Origin of the sequence: Trinickia symbiotica (assembly GCF_003028655.1) — a bacterium.
GTDB classification, from domain to species: domain Bacteria; phylum Pseudomonadota; class Gammaproteobacteria; order Burkholderiales; family Burkholderiaceae; genus Trinickia; species Trinickia symbiotica_A.
This window is the reverse complement of the sequence record NZ_PYUC01000014.1, coordinates 118360-142462: the sequence shown is the minus strand read 5'-3', so window position 1 is coordinate 142462 and position 24103 is coordinate 118360. Positions and strand designations below refer to the sequence as shown.

The 24103-nt window shown below is 64.6% G+C and carries 18 protein-coding genes and 1 riboswitch; of the genes, 13 read left to right on the top strand and 5 right to left on the bottom strand.

Features of this window, described 5'->3' with window-relative positions; all coding sequences use genetic code 11:
- Positions 1-145 precede the first annotated feature (145 nt).
- The 9 genes from C9I57_RS25130 (at position 146) to C9I57_RS25090 (ending at position 14256) form a co-directional block, all read left to right on the top strand.
- Positions 146-463 (top strand): hypothetical protein, encoded by a 318-nt coding sequence (locus C9I57_RS25130; protein ID WP_107153291.1) that lies wholly within the window; start codon positions 146-148, stop codon positions 461-463.
- A gap of 132 nt (positions 464-595) precedes the next feature.
- Positions 596-700: riboswitch (glycine riboswitch) on the top strand.
- Between the two features lie 319 nt (positions 701-1019).
- Entirely contained in the window at positions 1020-2138 is a 1119-nt protein-coding gene (gcvT, locus tag C9I57_RS25125) for a glycine cleavage system aminomethyltransferase GcvT (protein WP_107153320.1), read from the top strand.
- 74 nt (positions 2139-2212) lie between these two features.
- Positions 2213-2593 (top strand): glycine cleavage system protein GcvH, encoded by a 381-nt coding sequence (gene gcvH, locus C9I57_RS25120; RefSeq protein ID WP_107153290.1) that lies wholly within the window; start codon positions 2213-2215, stop codon positions 2591-2593.
- A 122-nt stretch (positions 2594-2715) separates the two neighbouring features.
- Positions 2716-5691: an aminomethyl-transferring glycine dehydrogenase gene (gene gcvP, locus C9I57_RS25115; protein WP_107153289.1), complete on the top strand. Its 2976-nt coding sequence runs from the start codon at positions 2716-2718 to the stop codon at positions 5689-5691.
- A gap of 148 nt (positions 5692-5839) precedes the next feature.
- Positions 5840-6994 (top strand): alginate lyase family protein, encoded by a 1155-nt coding sequence (locus C9I57_RS25110; protein ID WP_107153288.1) that lies wholly within the window; start codon positions 5840-5842, stop codon positions 6992-6994.
- A gap of 81 nt (positions 6995-7075) precedes the next feature.
- Entirely contained in the window at positions 7076-8464 is a 1389-nt protein-coding gene (locus C9I57_RS25105) for an L-serine ammonia-lyase (RefSeq protein ID WP_107153287.1), read from the top strand.
- A 40-nt stretch (positions 8465-8504) separates the two neighbouring features.
- A complete protein-coding gene (locus tag C9I57_RS25100; RefSeq protein WP_107153286.1) occupies positions 8505-10202 on the top strand; it encodes a thiamine pyrophosphate-binding protein in 1698 nt (565 codons plus the stop codon).
- Between the two features lie 269 nt (positions 10203-10471).
- A complete protein-coding gene (locus C9I57_RS32510; protein ID WP_146166259.1) occupies positions 10472-10798 on the top strand; it encodes a hypothetical protein in 327 nt (108 codons plus the stop codon).
- Positions 10799-12504: 1706 nt separating this feature from the next.
- A complete protein-coding gene (locus C9I57_RS25090) occupies positions 12505-14256 on the top strand; it encodes a tetratricopeptide repeat protein (protein WP_181321946.1) in 1752 nt (583 codons plus the stop codon).
- Between the two features lie 25 nt (positions 14257-14281).
- On the opposite strand, the gene C9I57_RS25085 is transcribed toward C9I57_RS25090, so the two are convergent.
- Positions 14282-14656, bottom strand: a complete 375-nt coding sequence (locus C9I57_RS25085) for a DUF2784 domain-containing protein (RefSeq protein WP_107153283.1) — start codon at positions 14654-14656, stop codon at positions 14282-14284.
- A gap of 112 nt (positions 14657-14768) precedes the next feature.
- Between C9I57_RS25085 and C9I57_RS25080 the strand changes: the two genes are divergently transcribed.
- On the top strand, positions 14769-15860 hold the full coding sequence (locus tag C9I57_RS25080) for a phytoene/squalene synthase family protein (RefSeq protein WP_107153282.1): 1092 nt from the start codon (positions 14769-14771) through the stop codon (positions 15858-15860).
- A gap of 40 nt (positions 15861-15900) precedes the next feature.
- Positions 15901-16530 carry a LysE family translocator gene (locus C9I57_RS25075; protein ID WP_107153281.1) on the top strand — a complete coding sequence of 210 codons (630 nt, stop codon included), beginning with the start codon at positions 15901-15903 and terminating at the stop codon, positions 16528-16530.
- A gap of 176 nt (positions 16531-16706) precedes the next feature.
- Here the strand turns inward: C9I57_RS25075 and C9I57_RS25070 are convergent, their stop codons facing one another.
- Both C9I57_RS25070 and C9I57_RS25065 read right to left on the bottom strand, forming a co-directional pair.
- Positions 16707-17432: a DUF899 family protein gene (locus C9I57_RS25070; protein ID WP_107153280.1), complete on the bottom strand. Its 726-nt coding sequence runs from the start codon at positions 17430-17432 to the stop codon at positions 16707-16709.
- Between the two features lie 145 nt (positions 17433-17577).
- The gene (locus tag C9I57_RS25065) at positions 17578-18303 is read right to left on the bottom strand and encodes a FadR/GntR family transcriptional regulator (protein ID WP_107153279.1); all 726 of its coding nucleotides are present in this window, start codon (positions 18301-18303) and stop codon (positions 17578-17580) included.
- A 167-nt stretch (positions 18304-18470) separates the two neighbouring features.
- Here C9I57_RS25065 and C9I57_RS25060 point away from each other — a divergent pair, with 167 nt between their 5' ends.
- Positions 18471-20000 carry a UxaA family hydrolase gene (locus C9I57_RS25060; RefSeq protein WP_107153278.1) on the top strand — a complete coding sequence of 510 codons (1530 nt, stop codon included), beginning with the start codon at positions 18471-18473 and terminating at the stop codon, positions 19998-20000.
- A gap of 133 nt (positions 20001-20133) precedes the next feature.
- Here the strand turns inward: C9I57_RS25060 and C9I57_RS25055 are convergent, their stop codons facing one another.
- On the bottom strand, positions 20134-20499 hold the full coding sequence (locus tag C9I57_RS25055) for a hypothetical protein (RefSeq protein WP_107153277.1): 366 nt from the start codon (positions 20497-20499) through the stop codon (positions 20134-20136).
- Between the two features lie 196 nt (positions 20500-20695).
- On the bottom strand, positions 20696-21775 hold the full coding sequence (locus tag C9I57_RS25050; protein WP_107153276.1) for an oxidoreductase: 1080 nt from the start codon (positions 21773-21775) through the stop codon (positions 20696-20698).
- 235 nt (positions 21776-22010) lie between these two features.
- Here C9I57_RS25050 and C9I57_RS25045 point away from each other — a divergent pair, with 235 nt between their 5' ends.
- Entirely contained in the window at positions 22011-24101 is a 2091-nt protein-coding gene (locus C9I57_RS25045; RefSeq protein WP_107153275.1) for a UvrD-helicase domain-containing protein, read from the top strand.
- The last annotated feature ends 2 nt before the right edge of the window (positions 24102-24103 follow it).

Genomic DNA, 24103 nt, shown 5'->3' with positions numbered 1-24103 from the left:
ATCGGCGGCCTGTTCTTCGGCGTGCAACGCGGTGACGGAGCAGGCTGCCGCGGTCTTGATCGCGATCGTCGTCAACCGGAGTGCCCCGCCCCTCGTTATGGGCATGTGAAGCGCCTCGCTTCACGCCACTAAGGAGGGGTTGGTCATGTTCAAACGATTTATCGCGGTAGCAATCGCCGGTCTGTTCATGGCAGGGATGGCCCATGCGCAAACGTCGGCATCGGCACCCGCCGCCACGTCGGGCAACACGGCCATGTCGGGCTCGAGCTGCGAGGCGAAGGCCGTCGACAAGAACGGCAAGCCGCTGGCCGGCGCAGCCAAGAATTCATTCTTGAAGAAGTGCATGAAGACCGAAGCGAAGGCCAGCTGCGAATCGAAGGCCGTCGGTTCGAACGGCAAACCGCTCGCGGGCGCCGCGAAGGCCTCGTTCGTGAAGAAGTGCGAGGCGACGGCCGGGAAGTAAGCCAAAGCGGAGCAGAAGAACGAAGTAAAGACACACTTTGAACAGGCTGGCTTCGTCCAGCCTGTTTTCTCGCGTCTGCGAGCGTCCGCGCCTCCTCTCGTTTGACAAGCCCCCCACCGTCGCGTAAATTGCGGCCACGCGTCGGGAGAGCGCGTCCGCGACGGATTTTTGTCCGCCTGCGACGCCGCCGAAGGGGCACACCCACAAACTCTCAGGCAAAAGGACCGACCGCGTCGAAACGCTCCGTATTGCTCGCGGCGTTTCGCACTCTGGAGAGCGGCAGTAGCCCGTCGGCCCCAACCGGTCGAGGCGGCCCATCGCAAGCCACCGCGCCGTATGCGCGAAGCGAAGCAAGGGCCCAGGCAGGCTGCCCACCGAAGGGGCGCGCGTTCAATCGCGAACGAAAGAATTCGATCGTTCGCGGCAGCGCAATCTCTCAGGTACCGAGGACAGAGGGGGCATGCATGATTTGCCGCCGCCACCCATCGGATTGGCGCGCAGTGTGATCGGCATGGCCCTTTTTTGTTTTCGCGATACCGTAAGCGCCGAGGCCCCGATGACCGATTTGAAACGCACCCCCCTTCACGCCACCCATCGCGCGCTCGGCGCACGCATGGTCGATTTCGGCGGCTGGGACATGCCCGTCAACTACGGCTCGCAGATCGAAGAGCATCAGGCGGTGCGTGGCGACGCGGGCATGTTCGACGTCTCGCACATGTGCGTCGTCGATTTCACCGGCCCCCGCGCCCGCGCGTTTTTCGAATTCGCGCTCGCCAACAACGTCGCCAAGCTGCAAACGCCTGGCCGCGCCCTTTATTCTTGTCTGCTGAATGACAACGGCGGCGTCATCGACGATTTGATCGTCTATTACTTCGCCGACGATTTTTTCCGCGTCGTCGTCAACGCCGGCACGGCCGACAAAGACATCGCCTGGTTTAATCGCCTCAACGCCGAACGCGGCTTTGCGCTCACCATCGCGCCGCGGCGCGATCTGGCGATCGTCGCCGTTCAAGGGCCACATGCCCGCGCAAAGGTATGGCAAGCGGTGCCGGCCGTGCAGCAGGCAACGGAGGCGCTCAAGCCCTTCAATGCGGCGCGCGTCTTCGCGACGCCATTCGGCGATCTGACGGTCGCGCGCACCGGCTATACGGGCGAGGACGGCTTCGAGATCATCGTGCCGGCCGCGCAGGTCGAAGCGTTCTGGCAGGCGTTGCACGAGCAAGGCGTGCGGCCGTGCGGCCTCGGCGCCCGCGATACGCTGCGCCTCGAGGCGGGCATGAATCTTTACGGGCAGGACATGGACGAATCGATCTCGCCGCTCGACGCCGGGCTGGCGTGGACGGTCGATCTGTCGGCTCCGCGCGAGTTCGTCGGCCGCTCAGCGCTCGAAACGGCCGGCTCGCGGCGCGCGTTCGTCGGGCTCGTTTTGCGCAAGGAAAACGGCAAGGCGGGCGGCGTGCTGCGCGCGCATCAGAAGGTGCTGACGGCGGCCGGCGAGGGCGACATCACGAGCGGCACGTTTTCGCCGACGATGCAGGAATCGATCGCGTTCGCGCGCGTGCCGAAGGAAGTGCAGCCGGGCGACACGGTGCAAGTTGAGATCCGCGACAAAACGTTCAACGCAAGCGTGGTAAAACTGCCGTTCGTGCGCAACGGCAAGGTGCTCGTCGCTTGAGGGCCGACGCCGCTCGAAGCGCGCGTCAAGCGTTTGTTTTACCGACGTATTTCTTCCATTCTCAGGAGCATCCGATGAGCAACGTTCCGGCCGATCTCAAGTACACCGACGAACACGAGTGGTTGCGCACCGAAGCCGACGGCACGCTGACGGTGGGTATTACCGATCACGCGCAAAGCACGCTCGGCGACATCGTCTTTCTCGAACTGCCGGAAGTCGGCAAGACGGTGACGGTTGGCGACGCGGTCGGCGTCGTCGAATCGGTGAAGGCCGCCTCCGATATCTATTCGCCCGTCTCGGGTGAGATCGTCGAAGTCAACGAGTCGATTCTCGATACGCCCGATGCCGTCAACAACGACGCTTACGCGAGCTGGCTCTTCAAGATCAAGCTCGCTCCCGGCGCCTCGACCGACAAGCTGCTCGACGCTGCCGCGTACTCGAAACTGATCGACTGAATTTCCTTGCCACTGCCCGCGCGGCGCATTGCCTTTTACGTCTCGTTCGTTTCCGTTCCGCGCTGGTCGGAAACGGCTCCTCGAAAAGGCCGCCGCGCGCACTAAGCTGAAAGCCTGCCAACATGAAGCTCGAACACCCGGATCGCCTGATGAATCGCACCCCCGTTTCGCTTGCCGCGCTCGAAGTGCATGACGCCTTCGCCGAGCGGCACATCGGCCCGGACGCTGTCGATCAGCAGAAGATGCTGGACGCGCTCGGATTCGCGTCGCGGGCCGCGCTCGTCGATGCGGTCATTCCGCCGGCGATCCGCCGCACCGAGCCGCTGCCGCTCGGCCCGTTCGCCGAGCCCAAGAGCGAGGCGGAGGCGCTCGCGGCGCTGCGCGAGCTCGCGAGCAGGAACCAGGTGTTTCGCTCCTATATTGGCCAGGGCTACTACAACACGCATACGCCAACGGTCATCTTGCGCAACGTGCTCGAGAATCCGGCTTGGTACACGGCCTATACGCCCTATCAGCCCGAAATCTCGCAAGGTCGCCTTGAGGCGCTGCTGAACTTCCAGCAGATGGTGACGGATCTGACGGGGCTCGCGATCGCGAATGCCTCGCTGCTCGACGAGGCGACGGCCGCCGCGGAGGCGATGACGCTGCTGCAGCGCGTCGGGAAGCCGAAGTCCAACGTTTTCTATGTTGCCGATGATGTGCTGCCGCAAACGATCGAGGTCGTGCGCACGCGTGCGCGGCCGGTCGGCATCGAGGTGCGGGTCGGTCCTGCGGATGCCGCGGCTCAATCGAACGCATTCGGCGTGCTGCTGCAATATCCGGGCGTAGACGGCCATGTGCGCGATTACCGTTCGCTCACCGAGCAGATTCATGCGGCCGGCGGGCACGTCGTCGTCGCGGCCGATCTGCTCGCCTTGACGCTTTTGACGCCGCCGGGTGAGTGGGGCGCCGACGTGGCCGTCGGCAACTCGCAGCGCTTCGGCGTGCCCGTCGGCTTTGGCGGGCCGCACGCAGCCTATCTCGCCGTGCGCGACGAATTCAAGCGACAAATGCCGGGACGGCTCGTCGGCGTGACCGTCGACGCGCAAGGAAATCCGGCCCTGCGCCTCGCGCTGCAAACACGCGAGCAGCATATCCGCCGCGAAAAGGCGACGTCGAACGTCTGCACGGCGCAGGCGCTGCTCGCCATCATGGCGAGCATGTATGCGGTCTATCATGGCCCGCACGGTCTCAGGACGATCGCGCAGCGCGTGCACCGGATCGCCGCGCTTTTTGCGGCCGGCGTCAGGCAACTCGGTTACTCGATCGTCAACGATACGTTCTTCGATACGCTGACGATCGAAACGGGCGCGCGCACCGCGCTGGTCCATGAGGCGGCGCAGCGTTCGTGCATCAACCTGCGCCGCATCGGCGATTCGCGTGTCGGGGTATCCATCGACGAAACGACGACGCGTGCGGATCTCGCGGATCTGCTCATGGTCTTCGCGAACGCGGCCGGCGCGATCGACGTGCCGCATATCGATGCGCTCGACGCGGCGCTTTTCCGTGCCTCGGCAGAGGGAAGCCAGGGCGGGCGGGCCGGCGAGGGCGAAGCGGCGCCGCTGCCTGAAGCGCTTGTGCGCACGAGCGCTTACCTCACGCATCACGTCTTCAACCGGCATCATTCGGAGACCGAAATGTTGCGCTATCTGCGCAGCCTCGCGGACAAGGATCTCGCGCTCGACCGTTCGATGATCCCGCTCGGCTCGTGCACGATGAAGCTCAACGCGACTTCGGAGATGCTGCCTGTCACATGGCCCGAGTTCAGCCGCATTCATCCGTTCGCCCCGGCCGCGCAAACGGCCGGCTATCGCGAGATGATTGATCAGCTCGAACAGATGCTCGTCGCCGCGACCGGCTACGCGGCGGTTTCGCTGCAACCGAATGCGGGCTCGCAAGGCGAATATGCAGGACTGCTGATCATTCGCGCCTATCACGATTCGCGCGGCGAAGGTCACCGCGACGTCTGCCTGATCCCGGCTTCGGCGCACGGCACGAACCCGGCGTCGGCGCATATGGCCGGCATGAAGGTCGTCGTCGTGGCATGCGATGAAGAAGGCAATGTCGATATCGACGATCTGAAAGCGAAGGCCGCCGAGCATGCGGCCCAGCTTGCGGCGATCATGATCACGTACCCCTCGACGCACGGGGTGTTCGAGCAGAACGTACGCGAAATCTGCGAAATCGTTCATGCCCATGGCGGACAGGTTTACGTCGACGGCGCGAACATGAACGCGATGGTCGGTCTCACGGCTCCGGGGCAATTCGGCGGCGACGTCTCGCACCTCAATTTGCACAAGACGTTCTGCATTCCGCACGGCGGTGGCGGCCCGGGCGTCGGTCCGGTAGCGGTAGGCCCGCATCTCGCGCAGTTCCTGCCGAATCAGACGTCCACCGGCTATCGCCGCTCGGAAAGCGGCATCGGAGCGGTCTCGGCGGCGCCTTATGGTTCGGCGTCGATTCTGCCGATCTCGTGGATGTACATCGCGATGATGGGCGCCAAGAATCTGACGGCGGCGACCGAGGTGGCCATCCTCAACGCGAATTACGTCGCGAAGAAGCTGAGCGCCCACTACCCGGTGCTGTACTCGGGTGCCGGCGGCCTCGTCGCGCACGAATGCATTCTCGATTTGCGCGCGATCAAGGACACGAGCGGCATTACGGTCGACGACGTGGCGAAGCGCCTCGCCGATTTCGGCTTTCATGCGCCGACGATGAGCTTCCCGGTGCCGGGCACGCTGATGGTCGAGCCGACCGAGTCCGAATCGAAGGAGGAACTCGATCGCTTCATCGAAGCGATGATCGCGATCCGCGAGGAGATCCGCGCCGTCGAAGAGGGCCGCGCCGATCGCGAGGACAATCCGCTCAAGCATGCGCCGCATACGGCAGCCGCCGTGACGGCGAACGAATGGAAGCATGCATATTCGCGCGAAACGGCGGCTTACCCGCTGCCGTCGCTCGTCGCGAAGAAATACTGGCCGCCCGTCGGCCGCGCGGACAACGCTTATGGCGACCGCAATCTCTTCTGCTCTTGCGTGCCCGTTGCCGATTACGCGTGACGGTCTTGCCGGGTGTCTGTTGTCTGCCGCGCCCGGTTCACTTCGCGTGAATCGGGCGCAATGGTCGTATGTTGCTTTTTTATACGTTACGCGCCCCCAATACCGGCTAACATCTGTCACCGCGATCAAGCTAGAGAAGGAGCGACGCATGGTGCGACAGGTGCCGACGACGACGCGTATGGTGGGCCAACCCGGGGAGCCGGCCCGATGGGAATCGAGCAAACGCGCATCGCTCTGGCTCTGGCTCTGGTTCCTGGCTTGCGTGGCCGCGGCGGCCCCGGCCAGCGGGGCACGTGCGGCGATGAACTTCTGCGCGGCGCCGGCGCTGCAGACGAGCGAACGGGCGAATGCTGCGCCCGCCGTCGCAACGCTGATGAAGCGCGTCGCGACTCGGCTCAACGACGCGCCGAAACCGCTAGCACGATTGCACACCGAAGGCACGCTGCCGCATGAAGGCATCTACGACGAAAGTGTCGAGGCCGAGCAAGATCTCGATCTGATGCGCGACGCGGCCCTCGTCTGGCGCGCGACGGGCGACGAACGTTACCTGAGGCTCGTCGATCGTTTCCTCAGCGCATGGGTTACCACTTATCGCCCGAGCTACGATCCGATCGACGAAACGCATTTCGGCGCGATGATCCTCGCGTACGACTTGACGGCAAGCGCGTTGCCCGTCAAGACGCGCAACGCCACGGGCGCATTCATCGCGGCGCTCGCGAACGGCTATGTCGCACGAATCGATGCGCAGCCGCGTCCTCTTGCCGACACCTACCGTAACAACTGGGAGAGTCATCGCGTCAAGCTCGTGGCGATGGCGGCCTTCACGCTCGACGATCGCAAGCTCATCAACGCTGCTCAGCGTCTCTTCGTCGAGCAGATCACGAACAACGTCTCATCTGATGGAACGACGTTCGATTTTACCGAGCGCGATGCGCTTCACTACGTCGCCTACGATCTCGAACCGCTCGTGTACGCCGCCTTGGCCGCGCGCCGACATAACCGGAATTGGCTGATGGAGCGAGGCAAGAACGGTGCTTCGCTCGCGCTGGCACTGAATTGGCTCGTGCCTTATGCGCTCGGCGAGAAGACGCATGAAGAATTCGTCGGCTCACGCGTTCCGTTCGACGCCAAGCGGCGCGAAGCCGGCGTGCCGGGTTTCTCGGGGCAATGGGATCCGAAAGACGCGGCTGAGCTCTTTCATCTCGCGGCGCGGTTGTCGGGACGCTACGCGCCCGTTGCGCAGCGCTTGCAGCCGCAGCCTCCGGCGTGGCTCGCCGTCTGCTTGCCGTTGGCGGCGCGCTGAGCGAGCGTGGCTCGATGGTTCCGCCCTGTGCTTTGCGCCTTTGAATTTTTGATTCGAAACGGCAGTTTTCCGGAGCAGTAAATGGCAGTCAGCGTTTTCGATCTCTTCAAAATCGGTATCGGCCCTTCCAGCTCGCATACCGTCGGGCCGATGCGGGCCGCGCTCCTTTTCGTGCAGGGGCTCGAACGCGACGGGCAGCTCGAATCGACGGCTTCGGTCAAGGTCGAGCTCTACGGCTCGCTCGGGGCGACAGGCAAGGGCCATGGCACGGATCGCGGCGTCATGCTCGGCCTCATGGGCGATGCGCCCGATACAGTCGATCCCGATACGATCGGCGCGCGGATCGAAGCGGTCGGCAAGTCGAGGCGTCTTGCCCTCATTGGCAAGCACGAGATCGACTTCGTGCCGAAAGAGGCCATCGCGTTCTATCGCCAGGCTTTGCCCGAGCATCCGAACGGCCTGAAGCTGCGTGCGCTCGACGCGGCCGGCGAGACGCTGCGCGAGGGCACGTACCTTTCGGTTGGCGGCGGCTTCGTGGTGACGGCAGGTGCGCCGAATACCAAGGTGCTGTCGGCTGTCGATGAGCTCGCCCACCCGTTTCGCACCGGTAACGAGCTGCTCGGGCTTTGCGCGTCGACGGGCAAGACGATCGCGCAATTGATGTGGGAAAACGAGCGCGCCTGGCATACGGACGAAGAGACGCGCGCCGGCCTGCTGAAGATCTGGGACGTCATGCAGTCTTGTGTCGCGCGCGGCTGCGGTATCGGCAATCCCGATGCGGACGGTACATTGCCCGGGCCGTTTCAGGTCAAGCGCCGCGCACCGCAGCTGTATCGGGCACTGACGGCGAGTCCCGAGCAGAGCTTGCGCGATCCGCTTTCGATGGTCGACTGGATCAACCTCTACGCGATCGCCGTCAACGAGGAGAACGCCGCGGGCGGGCGTGTCGTGACAGCGCCGACAAACGGCGCGGCCGGCATCATTCCCGCCGTGCTGCATTACTACACGCGCTTCGTCGCGGGCGCGAACGAGCAGGGCGTCATCGACTTCCTCATGACGGCCGCCGCGATCGGCATTCTCTACAAGCTCAATGCGTCGATCTCGGGCGCCGAGGTCGGCTGCCAGGGCGAAGTCGGCGTCGCGTGCTCGATGGCGGCGGGCGCGCTCGCCGCCGTCATGGGCGGTAGTCCCAAGCAAGTCGAGAATGCGGCCGAGATCGGCATGGAGCACAACCTCGGGCTCACTTGCGATCCGGTCGGCGGGATGGTGCAGATTCCATGCATCGAGCGCAATGCGATGGCATCGGTAAAGGCCGTCAATGCCGCGCGCATGGCGCTGCGCGGCGACGGCAGCCACTACGTTTCGCTCGATTCGGTCATCAAGACGATGCGCGAGACGGGAGCCGATATGAAGACGAAGTACAAGGAGACGTCGCGCGGCGGGCTGGCCGTCAATATCGTCGAGTGTTGAAGACTCAAGCTACCCAATTCATTCAGGAGGTCACCGCATCATGCCGAACGCCGCCGATACCGCCGCCGTGACGGGAGCGCGTCTCCTCGTCGATGCCTTGCTCACGCACGGCGCCGATCGTGTTTTCTGCGTGCCGGGCGAGAGTTTTCTCGCCGTGCTCGATTCGCTTTACGACGTGAGCGAGCGCATTCAGACCGTCGTCTGCCGCCATGAGGCGGCGGCGGCCAACATGGCCGAGGCGACAGGCAAGCTGACCGGCCGGCCCGGCATCGCGTTCGTCACGCGCGGCCCGGGCGCCACGCATGCCTCGATCGGCGTGCATACGGCGTTTCAGGATTCCACGCCGATGATTCTCTTCATCGGCCAATGCGCGCGCGAGCATCTCGATCGCGAAGCGTTTCAGGAGATCGACTATCGCCGCATGTTCGGGCAGATGGCGAAGTGGGTCGCCCAGATCGACGACGCGCGCCGCATTCCCGAATACCTAAGCCACGCGTTTCACACAGCCTGCTCAGGACGTCCGGGGCCCGTCGTTCTCGCGCTGCCGGAAGATATGCTCTCGGACCCGTGCCCCGCCGTGCCCGCCGCGCCGCGGTATCGGCGCGTGGCGGCAGCCCCGGCGCCCACGCAGATCGAGTCACTGCGCGAGCTGCTCGAAGCGGCCAAGAAGCCGATGGCGATCGTCGGCGGCAGCGGGTGGAACGAGCAGGCATGCGCCGATTTGCGCGGTTTTGCCGAACGTTGGCAGTTGCCTGTCGGCTGCGCGTTCCGCTATCAGGACACGCTCGACAACGACCATCCGAACTATGCGGGCGACGTGGGGCTAGGCATCAATCCCGCGCTCGCGAAACGGATCCGTGAGGCCGATCTGTTGTTGGTGATCGGGCCGCGTCTGGGCGAGGCGACCACGGGCGGTTACACCTTGCTCGATATTCCCAAGACAAAACAGACGCTCGTGCACGTCCATCAGGGCGCCGATGAGCTGGGGCGCGTCTATGCGGCCGACCTACCGATCGTGTCGGGCATGCCCGAGTTCACGGCCGCGCTGGCCGCGCTCGATCCGCGCGCGACGCCCGCCTGGGCGGGCAGCGCCGAGGAGGCGCATCGCGAATACCTGGAATGGCGCCGTCCGCGACCGATGCTCGGCGACGTTCAGCTCGGCGAGATCATGGCGCAATTGCGCAAGCGGTTGCCGGACGACGCGATCGTGACGAACGGCGCCGGCAACTATGCGATCTGGCTGCACCGCCACTTCGCCTATCGGCGGTTCAAAACGCAGCTCGCACCGACGAGCGGCGCAATGGGTTACGGCGTGCCCGCCGCGCTTGCCGCGAAGGTTTGCCACCCAGAGCGCATTGCCGTGGCCTTTGCCGGCGACGGCTGCTTCATGATGGCGGGGCAGGAGCTTGCAACGGCGATGCAGTATGGACTCAATGCCATTTTCATCGTCGTCAACAATGGGCACTACGGCACGATCCGCATGCACCAGGAGCGCCACTATCCGGGTAGGCCGCACGGCACGGGGCTGACGAACCCCGATTTCGCGGCGTTCGCGCGTTCGTTCGGCGCGCATGGCGAGACGGTGGAGAGGACTGCAGACTTTTTGCCGGCATTCGAGCGCGCGATCGAAAGCGGGCTCCCCGCACTGATCGAGATTCGCGTGCCGCAGGAAGTCAGCACGCCCAATGCGACGCTCGAGCAGATTCGGGAGCAAGGGCGAGCGACGCGCGGGCAGTGAGCTCGTCGGGCGATCTGCCCATTGTCTATCAATGCCCTCGATAAAGCTCGACCTGCATTTGCGACAACTGTGCGCGCCGTCGCTCGGCAGTCGGCATTTGGAACAGCCACCGCGGCCTTAGCGTCGTGAAAAACGGTGTATCAGATTGCTGAGATGCCCGCGGCGACGGCGTCTCAGCTACAGCTAGCGTGCGACGGTGCGTCCGCCGGACAGGATGCCGCGGCGCGGCCGACGCCGCGTGTTCGACAGGGCGCTTTCTCACGCTCGGCTTGCTGGCGGCGGGGCGCGAAGGCGACGCGTCGTCGTCGCGAGCATCCTGTTCGACCGATCCGGTCGAACTTCTCGCTGTTTCATCCTCGCTGCGCGGCTCGCTTTGTGCGCTTTGTGAATTGGCAGCGGCCGAGGCAATTGTTTCGCAGGCCGAACTATCTTCGCTGTTGCAGCTCTCCGAGGCGGCGCGTGTTGGTGCAGGTGCCGCCATTGCCTTTGCGGTCTCGTCTGGCTTTGCCGACGTCGTCGACCCGGGTCCCGGCTCGCCGTCGCGCGCGATCGCCGGCTCTTGGGTCACCGTCGGTGAAGCTTCTGTCTGCGTCTGAGCCATTGGCGAAGTGAGCGGTCGCTCACTTGATGGGGAATGAGCCGTGGCTGTCGACCGAGGCTTGGCGTGCGCCGAAGGCGGCGATCTATGTTGAGCGCGTGGAGGCGTCCGAGATGTCGGTTGCGCAGGAGTCGAGAGCGGCGCCGTGGGCTGAGCACTGGCTGGCTCGCCGGTTCGCTCATTGGCAAGTATTGAAGATGAATGCGGCGAAGTGGGCGCTTCCATCGCCGCTATGATCGCCGTTGATGGGGCGCTGGCGATCGCCGGCGGTTTCGCTGTAATTGCTGCCTCGGCGGCTGCGATCGCTTCGGACTGCTGAGTTTGCTTGCTGGGTGCGGGCTTCGGTTCGTTCCCGACTGCGAGGCTAGTGGGCGGCGCTCGCGTCGGCACCGGTGCTCGCGCAGGCGCTGGCGTTTGGGGCGGTGCCGGCTCATGCGCTGAGGGCTTCGGCGCTTGCGCCAGTTCGTGATCGTGCAGAGGCTGTGCCGGCGTTTGCGCCGGTGCCGGGTTGTTCGCCGCAGGCTTGGGTGTTTGGGTCAGCACGGGCTCGTGTGCCGCAGGCTTCGAGGTCTGCGCAGGAAGAGGCTCACGTGCCGCAGGCTGGGTTGTTTCAGCCAGTATCGGTTGCTGCGCCGCGGGCTTCGGGGCTTGCGGCAGTGCGGGCGCGTTCGCCGTGGGCTTCGGCGTATGCGCCGGTGCGGGCGCACTCGCCGCGGGCTTAGGCGTCTGCGCGAGTGCGAGTTCGCGCGCCAAAGGCTTTGGCGCTTGCACTACCGCTGAGTCGCGGGCAGGCGGCTTGGGCGGCGCCTCGGTCGTGCCTGGCGCACCTGCGGTGGGCAGAGGCTTCAAGTTTGCCGTCGGCGACGTCTGGGGCTGCGCGGGGACCGGCGCGCTTGGCGGCGCCCGGCGTTGCTGCGCGGTGGAACGGTTTGGGTGCTTAGGATCGCCCAGCCGCGTCGCATCGCTTGCATCGTCCGTGCGTGCGTTCTCGATCTGCTGCTGCAGCAGCGCGACGAGCGAGTCCGAGCTTCTCGCCGGGCGGGGCAAAGCCGAGTCGTCCCGCGCTTCGTCGGTTTCGGGTTTGCGGGTATCGCGGCTTGCTTCCTCGGCATACCGGCCCTCGACAGTGCGCCACATCTCCTGCGCATTCTCGTGTTCGGTGATGGCCACATAGCTGCCGAATCCGGCGGCAAAGCCGAAAAGAATCACAGCTACGCTGGCCGAAACGCCCCAGCGTCGAGCGCCGTTCGCATCGGCGGGAGCGAGGCGTCGCGGCAGCGCCGTGCGCGTTCGCGCGGGTGGCCGTGCCGTCCGATGAAGCACAGGGAGACCCGGCCGTTCGCGCGTCGCCGCAGGCGAATGCGAATCGTCCGGGATCGCAAGCCCAGCGTCGAACCGCAACAGCACGGGCTGCCCGCATCGCGGGCAGTTTGCGCTGGTCGCCGCCAACGCCGTTGCGCAGCGTGGGCATCGCAACGGCTGTGCCTGCTTCGTCGCTTCCCTCTGCATAGGCCCTCGGGGATGAAGCCATCCCCAATATATGTGCCTCGTCACACGAAAGATCAATGAAGGATGGCGCGCGGATGTTCGCTACTTAACATACGAAAGCTCACGCGGTACCCCGAACGCGCTTTCCGTTGGGGACTTCCCCACCCTTGCCGTGTAACATCGTTTCCAAAGCCGGCCAATTGCGGCGGGGACACCATGAGAGAAAGACGAATGCGCGCCCGGATCGCGAGTATCGCGATCGCTTCGGCCGTCGCGTCGTCGTGCCATGCCGGTGCCGCGCCCGAAGCTTCCGCACCCGACGCATCCACGAGTCATTGCTCCCCGGCGTTTTCCGAACGCGACGTGGAGCGAGGCCTCGTCATGCGCGCCCACTGCGGCTTGCCGGCAGCTGTCGTCGAGCGCCTCGTCGAAGAGCCAAATCGAGCCGCTCAGCGTGCCGGACTGGCGAGCAATCAGCGTGCCGCGCTCGCGCGCGCGGCCAACATCATGCTTGCCGCGGTGCGCGAGGAAGCGCTCGAGAATGCCGCGCCGGTGCTGGCCGCGCTCGCGGCGATGGCGCAAAGCCATCCCGACGTCGATTTCGTTGCGGTGGCGCAGCAATGGAGCACGCGGTATCGAAAGCTGCTCCACGAGACATCGGTGACGCGAACGTCCGATCCGACCGAGCTCGATGTCGACCGTGCGGTCGGCCATCTGGAACTTGGCGCCGCCGCCAAGCTTCTCGCGGGACAGCTGCGCGAGGCCCAGGTCCCCTCCGCGCTCGCGGCGGCGCGCCGGCACGAGGCATCCATCGTCGAATGGCTCAGGTTCTCCCCCGAGCGCGCGCTCGGTTATGCCAAGGCGGCTCACGCGCTGAAGCCCGACGATATCGAGCTGTCGGAGACTTACGCGGACATGCTCGATGAGCTCCGCCTATTCGAGCAGGCAGAGCCGATTTACGAGTTGCTGCTCGTCCGCTATGAGTCGCTCGCGCAGGATCGGCCCACCGTATGGCGTCCGCGCATGGGGCGGCTTTTTTTGAAGCTTGGCGGTCTTTACGCGGCGCTGCAGTTGAGGAAGGATGCGGAGATGGCTTACCTTCGCGCCCTCGGGATCTTCTGGGGACTCGCGCGCGGCGACCCCCTCGCATTCGGTCCATCCGTCGCCGCCGCATTTGCCGATCTCGGCATGCTCTATCGCGATTCGGACCGGCCTGAAGACGCGCTCGAAGTCTATGGCGAAGCACTCACGCTCGATCGCGCGCTGGCGCAACACGACAAGAGCGCTTACGAACCCGACGTTGCCGCGACGCTCAACGACCTCGGCGTGCTTTACCAGATGATGCATCGCAACGACGAGGCCAACGGCGCTTACGGTGAGGCGCTCGCAATCGATCGCCGGCTCGTGAGCGAGAACCCTGCGGCCTACCGCCCGGTACTCGCGCGGACGCTGAACAATCTGGGCAATCTCGACAGCGACATGGGCAAGCGGGACGACGCCTACCAGGCCTATCGCGAAGCGTTGCAAATACGACGTCAGCTCGCGCGCGAAAGCTTCGTGTTGAATGGCGGCGACGTCGCACGCACGTTGTCGAATCTGGGCGCGCTGTATCGGGCGCAAGGCCGCGCGGCCGAGGCCCAACAGACTTACGTCGAGGCGCTGCGAATCTATCGAAGGCTGCGCGGCCGCGCGCCAACCGACTATCGGCCCGACGAAGCGCGCACGTTCAACAATTTAGGTGTCCTATACAGCCGGACCCATCGACCGCGCGAGGCCGAGGATGCGTTCCACCGATCGATCGCGCTTTACGATTCGCTATCGAGAGCGGATCCCTCATCGCATCGCAAGGATTTCGCGCGCGCTTTGAACAACCTCGCGCAACTCTATAGTCGCACCGGTCGCCCGCAAGAGGCCGATGCGGCCAGACGCAAGGCGGCCAAGATGCTCGAGGCCGCCAGTGAGCAGTGATCGGCCGAGCGTGGCCTCGCGAGGCTCAATGATGCCTGCGCGGCGGAACGAAGCGCCACGTGCAGAGAACGAGCAACGCAAACAGTGAATAGGCCACAGTGAAGACCCAAGGCGGAAAGTCGTAATAAATCAGGCGTTGCAGCCAGTACTCGATGAAACCTTGGTTCGACGTCGCGCCGTGACGCAGCCACGTCTCGAGCACGGTCAGCGGACAGGGGATGTCGGCGACGGCGAGGAGTGCGACGATACCGATCGCGCCTAGGTGCAAAAGCCGGAAAACCGGGTTGCGCACCCATTGCCAACCTAGCGCCGCGCCGGCCCATATCGCCGCGAAGCCGCCGACGATGAACGAAACGACGAGTGCGTGAAGGACGAGGACGATATCGGCCAAGGCGGTCATGGGCACAGTTTACCGTGTGAGCATGGCCGCAAGTCTCTCGGGGTTGGCGCTCGCGCGCTCCCGGATACAATTCGGCAGCACCGCATCCACTCGACACGAGGCGAATTGATCCATGCGTAATTCCGACCGGGCGTTCCTGCTCGGCCCGTTATTGAAAGGCGTTTCGCGTTCCTTCTACCTGACGCTGCGCGTACTGCCCAAGGGCATGCGCGAGCCTGTCGGTCTCGCCTATTTGCTTGCGCGAGCAGCGGATACGATCGCCGATACGTCGTTGATCGAGCCGGCGCAACGGTTGGCGCTGCTGCACGAACTGCGCGAGCAAGTGAACGGCGCATCGGATGACGGCGCATTCGCCCGGCGTCTTGCCGGCGAAGTCGCGGCGCGGCAAACGCAATCCGATGAGAAGGTCCTGCTGGAATCGCTCGAGCCCGCGTTGCATATCCTCGCTCAATTGAAAGAATCGGACCGCGAAGCGGTGCGCGGTGTCGTGATGACGCTGACGAGCGGGATGGAGTTCGATTTGCGCACGTTTCCGGACGAGCGCTCGGGCTGCCTCGCCGCGCTTGCCGAACCGGCCGAACTCGATCGCTACACCTACCTCGTTGCGGGGTGTGTCGGCGAGTTTTGGACGAAGATGACGTACGCTTATGCGCCGCGCTCGCTCGCGGGCGATCCGGCGCTGGCGATCGAGCGCGGGGTGCGATTCGGCAAGGCGCTGCAATTGACGAACGTGCTCCGCGATTGCGCAAAGGACCTGCGCATCGGCCGCTGCTATCTGCCGACGACGATGCTGAGCCGCTACGCGATCACGCCCGAAGATCTGAAACTGCCCGGTGCTTGCGCGCGTGCGCGACCGCTCATGCTCGAGCTAGTAGGCGTCGCTCTCGAACACTACCGCGCGGCGCTCGACTATACGTTCGCCATTTCCGCGTGGTCCATCCGCTTGCGGCTCGCGTGTCTCTGGCCCATCTTCATCGGTCTCGAGACGCTGCAATTGCTCGTCAATAACGAAAACTGGCTCGATCCCGCCAAGCCTTCGAAGGTGCCGCGCGCTCGCGTCTACGAGATCATGGCTCGCTCGATGGCGACAGTCGCATGGACGAGGGCGCTGCGCGGATGGGCCGACGGCATCATCGCCGCGATCGAGGCGCGCATCGAAGCCGCGGAGCCGTTGCGGCATGCCGAGGGTCGAACCGTGAAATAATGGGCCGGTCCATACGCCTCGCGTCGAGGGAGCTCACGAAATGCCCACATCCAGTTCACTGCTCGCGTTTGGCCTCGTCGCGCTCGGCATGGCGCTGACGCCCGGCCCCAACATGATGTATCTGGTCTCGCGCTCGATCTGCCAAGGCCGCACCGCCGGCATGATCTCGTTGGGCGGCGTGGCGCTCGGATTTCTGTTCTACATGTTGGCGACGGCATTCGGCATCACCGCCTTGCTTTTCGCCGTGCCGCTCGCTTATGACGCATTGCGCTTCGGCGGTGCGCTCTATCTCGCCTACCTCGCATGGCAGGCCCTCAAGCCGGGCGGCCGATCGCCGTTCCAGGTGCGCGCGCTGCCGCCCGACAGTCCGCGCAAGCTCTTCGTGATGGGGTTCTTCACCAATCTGCTCAATCCGAAGATCGCGATGCTCTATCTGTCGCTGCTGCCGCAGTTCATCGATCCGCATGGCAGCGTGCTCGCGCAGTCGATGACGCTGGGTAGCATGCAGATCGTCGCGAGCCTTGCCGTCAATTCCGCCGTGGCGATCATGGCCGGTTCAATCGCGTCGTTCTTTTCGGGGCGCCCCGCGTGGCTCGTCGTACAGCGTTGGCTGATGGGTACGGTGCTCGCCGGGCTGGCGCTCAGGATGGCGACGCAGGCGCGGCGGTGACCCCTCGATTCGATTCGTAACGAGCGCGCGATGATTCGGCCTCCCGGGCCTTCGTCGCGCATTGCACGACGATTGTCGTGCGATGTCAGCCGTTCGTCAGCCGCTCAAACGGGAATGGCATCGCACGCAAAGAGGCCGCCCCGACGGTTCGTCGGTTGATCGGTCCGGTGGAGTCGTTAGTCGTCCGAAGGATATTCGAGCTTCGGGTACCAGTCGGTGCCGCGGCCCTCGGGCGTCATGTCGAGGATCGTCCAGATCGGCTGGAGATCGGGCGCGCCACGCGGATCCTGGCCGGGGTCGGCCGTCTCAGGCCCCATCTCGCCGGCCCAGAAGTGATGAATGCGGCCGTTCCTGCGCACGAAAACGTTGAACGCCGGGTTGTCTCCCGATTCGGGATCCTCGTGCGCGTAGTCGACGTTGAATGTGTTCCCTCCCGACGAGTAGAGCCGCAGATACCGCCAGCCGCGCTCCTGCTTGAAAGCGGTGAGGCGCTCGATCGGCGAGCGCGCGATCACGGCGAATGCGACACGCTGAAGGATGTCGAGCATTTCGCCGTCGAGGGCGCCGAGCAGCGACGTGCACATCGGGCACGGACGCTGGCGTTTGGGGCCGAACATCCAGTTGTAGGTGACGAGCGTGTCATGCTTGCCGAACATTTGCGAGAGCGCGGCAGGGCCTTGCTCGCCCTCGAAGCGGTAGTCCTGCGGCACGACTCCGCCCAGCGGCAATGCACGGCGCTTTGCCGCGACGCGCTCGATATGGCGGCGCAATTCGATCTCTTCAGCGAGCAGGGCATTGCGCGCCTTGCGGTATTCCGCACTTTCGTTGGGAAAACGAAGTTTTGACTGCGCAAGCAGGAACGCCGGTTTCAATGCCTGCGCGGATGCTTCGGAATGGCTCATGAATTTGCCTCCTTCGGATCGACGGTAAATGGGGCAGAACCGGATGCGCGTACCGCGGCACGGCGGGCATGGCGCTGTCCCCATCCCTACGACGAACGACCCGGGGCGGAATCGACACGGCGTCAGCCGCTTTTCTGCCCGAAAGTCAGCCGTGAAAGTCGGGCTCGAACTGCCGCCCCACGAAATCGATATGCGCGAACATCGCCTGTTGCGCGGCGTCGGGATTGCGGTTGCGAACGGCGAAGTAGATCGATTCGTGCTGCGCGAGCCGCATCGCCGCCTGAGCCGCCGCGTTCGCATTGTTGACGGTGGCATCGAACGTATTGGCGGTGATGTGCTCGCGCAGCATCGTGATGACGCTTGCATAGAACTGCTCGAGCATCCGGTTGTGCGCGGCTGCCGTCAGTACCGTATGGAACTCGGCATCCGTCCCCGCCTCCGTATCGACGTCCTGGGCGGCGACGGCGGCGCGCATGCGCGACAGGATGGCCGCAAGGTGCTCGAGCTCGTCGTCCGTCGAGCGCTGGGCCGCGAAGCGCGCCGCCGCACATTCGAAGACGAGGCGAAATTCGAGCGTTTCGGTGCGCATCGGCGGCTGGCTGTCGAGCAACTGAACCCACGGCGCGCTCAGGGCCGGCCGCTGCCTCTGCAGCAGGTAGATGCCGCTGCCGGGTTTCGTTTCGAGCAAACCCGCGCTGACGAGCCGCTGAATCGCTTCGCGCACGGTCGAGCGCGAAACGCCGAGGGACTCGGCCAACGTTCGTTCCGAGGGCAGACGCATCGCGGCGCGCCACTCGCCTTCGCGCACTTTCCGTTCGAGGTGCCCGATCGTTTGCTCGAGCACGCTCATCGACTGTCTGTGAAGACTCATACCGCTCTTTTGCCGAATCTGGCCGGACCAATTTGCGCGGGGCGCGCAAGAAAACCACGATGAGCGTGGACGATGCGCGGCCTGCGGCTCGGGGCCGAAGCGGCCGCTCGCTGTTGCGAGGGCAGCCGGGGCCGCGCACGAATCCCGCTCACGACAAGGAGGAGAGCATGGCGGATTCTACTTTACAGGTCATCAAGCTGCACGCGAGCGACGACGTAGCGATCGCTCGCGCGGCGATCGCGGCGGGAACGGTGCTCGACGAGCTCGACGGTCTGCGGGTGGTCGACGACATCCCCGCGGCGCACAAGGTGGCGCTGCGATCGCTCGAAGCTGGCGAGCCCGTGCGGCGATACGGGCAAATCATCGGCTTCGCGACGCAAGCCATCGAGCCGGGCACACACGTTCACACGCACAATCTGGCGATCGGCGATTTCGCGCGCGACTATGCGTTCGGCTCGAACGTAGAGGGCGTACCGCGCGCGACGCAGGCACTGACGTTCGAGGGCTTTCGCCGTGCCGACGGCCGCGTGGCGACGCGCAATTACATCGGAGTCGTCAGCACCGTCAATTGTTCGGCGACGGTAACGAAGCTCGTCGCTCAGCATTTCGCCGTGCCCGGCGCACTCGCCGCCTATCCCAACGTCGACGGGATCGTGCCGATCACGCACAGCTTCGGTTGCTGCATCGACCACAACGGCGAAGGCATTCAGCAATTGCGCCGCACGCTCGGCGGATACATCCGTCATCCGAACTTCGCGGGCGTGCTCGTCATCGGGCTCGGATGCGAAGCGAACCAGATGGGCGCGATGTTCATCGCCGAGGGCGTCGAGCCCGCCGATACGATGGTTCCGCTCGTCATCCAGGAGCAGGGCGGCACACAGAAGACCGTGGACGCGGCCATCGCGGCCATCGAAAAGATGCTGCCGATCGCGAATCGTGCCGTGCGCGAGCCGCTGCCCGTGTCGCATTTGAATATCGCGCTTCAATGCGGCGGCTCGGACGGCTACTCCGGGATTACGGCGAATCCCGCGCTCGGTGCGGCCGTCGATCTGCTCGTGCAACACGGAGGGACCGCGATACTGAGCGAGACACCGGAGATTTACGGGGCCGAGCATTTGCTCACGCGTCGCGCGATCACGCCCGAAGTCGGGCAAAAGATCGTCGAGCGGATCCATTGGTGGGAGTCGTACGCTGAAAGAGAGAAGGGCAGCATCGATAACAATCCGACGCCGGGCAACAAGGCGGGCGGCTTGACGACGATTCTCGAAAAGTCGCTCGGCGCGGTGGCGAAAAGCGGCTCGACGCCGCTCATGGGCGTTTATCGCTATGCCGAGCCGATCGACACGAAAGGCCTCGTATTCATGGATGCGCCCGGCTACGATCCGATGGGCGCGACGGGGCAGATCGCGAGCGGCGCCAATCTCGTGCTGTTCACGACGGGCCGTGGCTCGTGCTTCGGCGCGAAGCCCGCACCATCGATCAAACTGGCGACGAACACGCGGATGTACACGCGCATGCTCGATGACATGGACATCAACTGCGGCGACATCATGGATGGCGCTACGACCGTCGAGGAAAAAGGCCGGGAGATTTTCCGGATGATCATCGACGTGGCGTCCGGCAAGAAAAGCAAGAGCGAGGCGCTCGGCGTCGGCAACGAAGAATTCGTGCCGTGGATGATCGGCGCGCAGATGTGAGGCTGGACGTCCACCGGCGCGTGCCACGGGGCGCGCCGGGCGGCGTGCGCCGCGTAGCTCGTGATAGGTCGGGAGTCCTAACGATTGGAAGACCCCCGGCCGACGTTGGGACAAGCGATCGCGGTGGCTTGGATCATTCGCCGATGGCCCGCGCGGCGCCGTCGAGTTCCTGATTCAGCACGTGCTGCTCGTCTCCCGACAATCCGCCGCCGTGCTGAGTCGCCATGTCGTGCGCTTCCTGACGAATGACATCGAGCCGGTGATGCAGTGCGCCTCCCTGCGGCGGCGGATAGTAGCCCTGGTTGACGTGCCAGTCGATGCGCCGGCTCAGATTGTCGATACGATCGGTGATCTGATCGAAGCGTTGCAAGGCGGCCTCGCGCGGATTCGGCCGCGCAGGGGGCGGGGCGCTCACTCGCTGCGGCGGCGGAGTCACCACGCAGGCCGCCAACGATGAAATCAATGCGGCGCACGCGAGCGCTCGGATCGTCTGTGGCATTCCCATTCTCCTTGTATTGGCGTTGTCGTTCACGGTGTGGTTAGCGTTGCAATGCCCGCGCGCAGCGCGATGTTGCGATGTCGCATCTCAGGCGACATCGCAGAAAACGGCTGAAGTGATCGCCGCGATGACATCGCGATCGCGAAAGTTGTAACGGAGTCTTCAGCCCGTGGGCCTCGCCTTTCGTCGCGCGCTTTCAGGCGGTTTCGCGAGCGAACGACAGGCGTCGGCCCTCGCGTGCGCTGCGCTCGGCCAGCTCGATGATCGTCATGACGTCGACGGCATCCTGCGGCGTGACCGGAAACGGCGTGCTGTGCCGGATCGACGACGCGAGCGCTCGATAGAAGTCGACATAGGCGCCATCCTTCGTGGGTAGCGGACGCTCGGTTTCCTGACCGTCCGAGATCACCCGCAGCGTGCCGGCCGCGTTGCCGCCGCCGAAGCCCGCATCGCCCGGGCGCAGGCCGGCCTTCAACTGGTCCTCTTGCGTATCGAGGCCTCTCTTCACGTAGCTGCCGAGCGTGCCGTGGATCGCGAAGCGCGGGGGCTCGAGTGCGGACAGCGCGCTCGCATGGAGCACGACTTCCTTATCAGCATAGCCGAGCAGCAGGTGGACGTAGTCAGGGGCCGTCGCATGATCGCGATGTGTCTTCACGCTCGCGTAGACCGTCTCGGGCGCCCCGAACAGCGCGAGCGCCTGATCGATCAGATGGGGGCCGAGATCGAAGAGCAGCCCGCCGCCGCGCGATGCTTCCTCGCGCCAGCGTTGGCGGATCTGCGGACGAAAGCGATCGAAGTGCGACTCGAAATGGACGATGCGGCCGAGCGCCTCGCTGTCGATGAGCTCGCGCACGGTAAGGAAATCGCCGTCCCAGCGCCGATTGTGGAACGGCGCGAAGACGAGGCCTCGATCGCGCGCGAGCCGGGCGAGGGCGACCGCGTCGGCTGCGCGCAGCGTGACAGGCTTGTCCACGACGACATGCTTGCCGGCCTCGAGCGCCTTTGCCGCCATCTCGAAGTGCGTATCGTTAGGCGTGGCGATGACGACGCATTCGATTTCGTCGAGCGCGAGCAGCGCTTCGAGATCGGGGACCGTCTTCGCCTGCGGATAGTCGGCCAGCGCTTGTTCCGGCTTGCTCGTCGCAATCGCGACGATGCGTGCGATGGGTTCGCGCGGATCGTCCGCCGCATTGCCGCAATGCTCGATGACAGGTGCGTGGAACGTCGCGCCGGCGAAACCGTATCCCATCAAGCCGATTTTCAGCGATGAAGTCATCTGGGCTTTCCGAAAGCTTTCAAGCGGGTTGGCGCCTCGCAGCCCCGCAAGGCTAGTCGTGCGCGAAGTCGGCATTTTGGCACGAGGTGAAAGAAGGGAAGCGGTAGCCGGAGCGCTTACCTTCATTGGCGGCTGGAGCCGCAATGGGTTCGTGTTAACATCGCGCACTCGCCCTCAGCTTTCCATCTGGCTCGAATAAGCGCTGAAGCGCCCACTCGCCAACTCCACCACGAAGATGTCCGCAGCAATGAATGCCGCCCAAAGCGAGGCGGTTCGCTACTTCGACGGCCCGTGTCTCGTGCTTGCCGGCGCAGGCAGCGGGAAGACGCGCGTCATCACGCAGAAGATCGCCTATCTCATCGAGCAAAAAGGCTTCGAGCCGCGCCATATCGCCGCCGTGACGTTCACGAACAAGGCGGCGGCCGAGATGCGCGAGCGTGTCGGCAAGTTGCTCGAAGGCAAGACGCTGACGGCGCCCGGCAAAGAAGGGCGCAAAGTGCCTGTGAACCAGTTGACGGTCTGCACGTTCCACTCGCTCGGCGTGCAGATTTTGCGGCAGGAAGCCGAGCATCTGGGTCTCAAGCCGCAGTTCTCGATCATGGATTCCGACGATTGCTTCGCGATGATCCAGGAGCAGGTCGGCTCGACCGATAAGGGATTCATCCGTAAAGTCCAGTCGATCATCTCGCTTTGGAAGAATGGCCTCATCGATCCCGAGGCGGCGCTCGCCAGCGCATCGAACGAAGACGAACATCAAGCTGCGATCGTCTACCGCAATTATGTCGCGACGCTGCACGCTTATCAGGCCGTCGATTTCGACGACCTGATCCGGCTGCCCAGCGAGCTTTTCGCGCAAAACGAGGCGGTACGCGACCGGTGGCAAAACAAGCTGCGCTATTTGCTCATCGACGAGTATCAGGACACGAACGCGTGCCAATACGAATTGCTGAAGCTGCTGGCAGGGCCGCGCGCGGCATTCACGGCGGTGGGCGACGACGATCAGGCGATTTACGGCTGGCGCGGCGCGACCCTCGAAAACCTCGCCCAGCTCGGCAAGGATTTCCCGAAGCTTCACGTCATCAAACTCGAGCAGAACTACCGCTCGACGGTGCGCATCCTCACGGCCGCGAACAACGTCATCGCCAACAATCCGAAGCTGTTCGAGAAGAAGCTGTGGTCCGAGCACGGAATGGGCGACTCGATCACCGTGACCGGCTGCAACGACGAAGAGCACGAGGCCGAATCGGTCGTGTTTCGACTCTCCGCGCACAAGTTCGAGCGACGCGCGCAGTTTCGCGACTATGCGATCCTTTATCGCGGCAATTTTCAGGCGCGGATCTTCGAGCAGGTATTGCGGCGCGAGCGCATCCCCTATGTGCTTTCGGGTGGCCAATCGTTCTTCGATAAGGCCGAGATCAAGGACATCTGCGCCTATTTGCGCCTCATCGCCAACCCCGACGACGATCCCGCGTTCATTCGCGCCGTGACGACGCCGCGGCGCGGCATCGGCAACACCACCCTCGAAGCGCTCGGCTCGTTCGCGGGACAGGCGAAGGTGTCACTCTTCGAGGCCGTCTATATGGGCGGCATCGAAGCGCGCCTGTCGGCGCGACAAGTCGAGCCGCTGCGCGTGTTTTGCGATTTCATTCAGCGCATCGGCGAGCGGGCGACGAAGGATGCGGCGACGACACTGATCGACGATTTGATGGAGGCCATCCATTACGAGGCCTACCTTTACGACACGTTCGACGAGCGGCAGGCGCAGTCAAAGTGGCAGAACGTCCTCGAGTTTCTGGAGTGGCTCAAGCGCAAGGGGACCAAGCCCGAGCGCGAAGAGGCCGAAGATGGCGAAGCGACGGGCTACGACAACGCCGACGGGCTGGCCGACGAGGGCAAGAACCTGCTGGCGCTCATTCAGACGGTAGCGCTGATGTCGATGCTCGACGGCAAGGACGAGGATCCCGATGCGGTGCGCCTGTCGACCGTTCATGCATCGAAGGGGCTCGAGTACCCGCATGTGTTTCTCGTGGGGGTCGAGGAGGGCATCATGCCGCACCGCGGCGGCGCGGACGACGAGCCGATCGACGATGCGCGCATCGAGGAAGAACGGCGCCTGATGTATGTGGCGATCACGCGGGCGCAGCGCAGCCTGCATCTGAACTGGTGCAAGAAGCGCAAGCGTGCGAGAGAGACGGTGGTTTGCGAGCCTTCGCGCTTCATCGCCGAGATGGGGCTCGACGAGGCGCCGCAGCCCACGCCCGAGGAGGCGCCGATGACGCCGAAGGATCGGCTCGCCAGCCTCAAGGCGTTGCTTCAGAAGTCCTGAAC

Excerpts from the sequence above, each read along its gene's own strand:
- C9I57_RS25130 (WP_107153291.1), top strand. The coding sequence starts at position 146 with ATGTTCAAACGATTTATCGCGGTAGCAATCGCCGGTCTGTTCATGGCA.
- gcvT (WP_107153320.1), top strand. The coding sequence starts at position 1,020 with ATGACCGATTTGAAACGCACCCCCCTTCACGCCACCCATCGCGCGCTC.
- gcvH (WP_107153290.1), top strand. The coding sequence starts at position 2,213 with ATGAGCAACGTTCCGGCCGATCTCAAGTACACCGACGAACACGAGTGG.
- gcvP (WP_107153289.1), top strand. The coding sequence starts at position 2,716 with ATGAAGCTCGAACACCCGGATCGCCTGATGAATCGCACCCCCGTTTCG.
- C9I57_RS25110 (WP_107153288.1), top strand. The coding sequence starts at position 5,840 with ATGGTGCGACAGGTGCCGACGACGACGCGTATGGTGGGCCAACCCGGG.
- C9I57_RS25105 (WP_107153287.1), top strand. The coding sequence starts at position 7,076 with ATGGCAGTCAGCGTTTTCGATCTCTTCAAAATCGGTATCGGCCCTTCC.
- C9I57_RS25100 (WP_107153286.1), top strand. The coding sequence starts at position 8,505 with ATGCCGAACGCCGCCGATACCGCCGCCGTGACGGGAGCGCGTCTCCTC.
- C9I57_RS25090 (WP_181321946.1), top strand. The coding sequence starts at position 12,505 with ATGAGAGAAAGACGAATGCGCGCCCGGATCGCGAGTATCGCGATCGCT.
- C9I57_RS25085 (WP_107153283.1), bottom strand. The coding sequence starts at position 14,656 with ATGACCGCCTTGGCCGATATCGTCCTCGTCCTTCACGCACTCGTCGTT.
- C9I57_RS25080 (WP_107153282.1), top strand. The coding sequence starts at position 14,769 with ATGCGTAATTCCGACCGGGCGTTCCTGCTCGGCCCGTTATTGAAAGGC.
- C9I57_RS25075 (WP_107153281.1), top strand. The coding sequence starts at position 15,901 with ATGCCCACATCCAGTTCACTGCTCGCGTTTGGCCTCGTCGCGCTCGGC.
- C9I57_RS25070 (WP_107153280.1), bottom strand. The coding sequence starts at position 17,432 with ATGAGCCATTCCGAAGCATCCGCGCAGGCATTGAAACCGGCGTTCCTG.
- C9I57_RS25065 (WP_107153279.1), bottom strand. The coding sequence starts at position 18,303 with ATGAGTCTTCACAGACAGTCGATGAGCGTGCTCGAGCAAACGATCGGG.
- C9I57_RS25060 (WP_107153278.1), top strand. The coding sequence starts at position 18,471 with ATGGCGGATTCTACTTTACAGGTCATCAAGCTGCACGCGAGCGACGAC.
- C9I57_RS25055 (WP_107153277.1), bottom strand. The coding sequence starts at position 20,499 with ATGCCACAGACGATCCGAGCGCTCGCGTGCGCCGCATTGATTTCATCG.
- C9I57_RS25050 (WP_107153276.1), bottom strand. The coding sequence starts at position 21,775 with ATGACTTCATCGCTGAAAATCGGCTTGATGGGATACGGTTTCGCCGGC.
- C9I57_RS25045 (WP_107153275.1), top strand. The coding sequence starts at position 22,011 with ATGTCCGCAGCAATGAATGCCGCCCAAAGCGAGGCGGTTCGCTACTTC.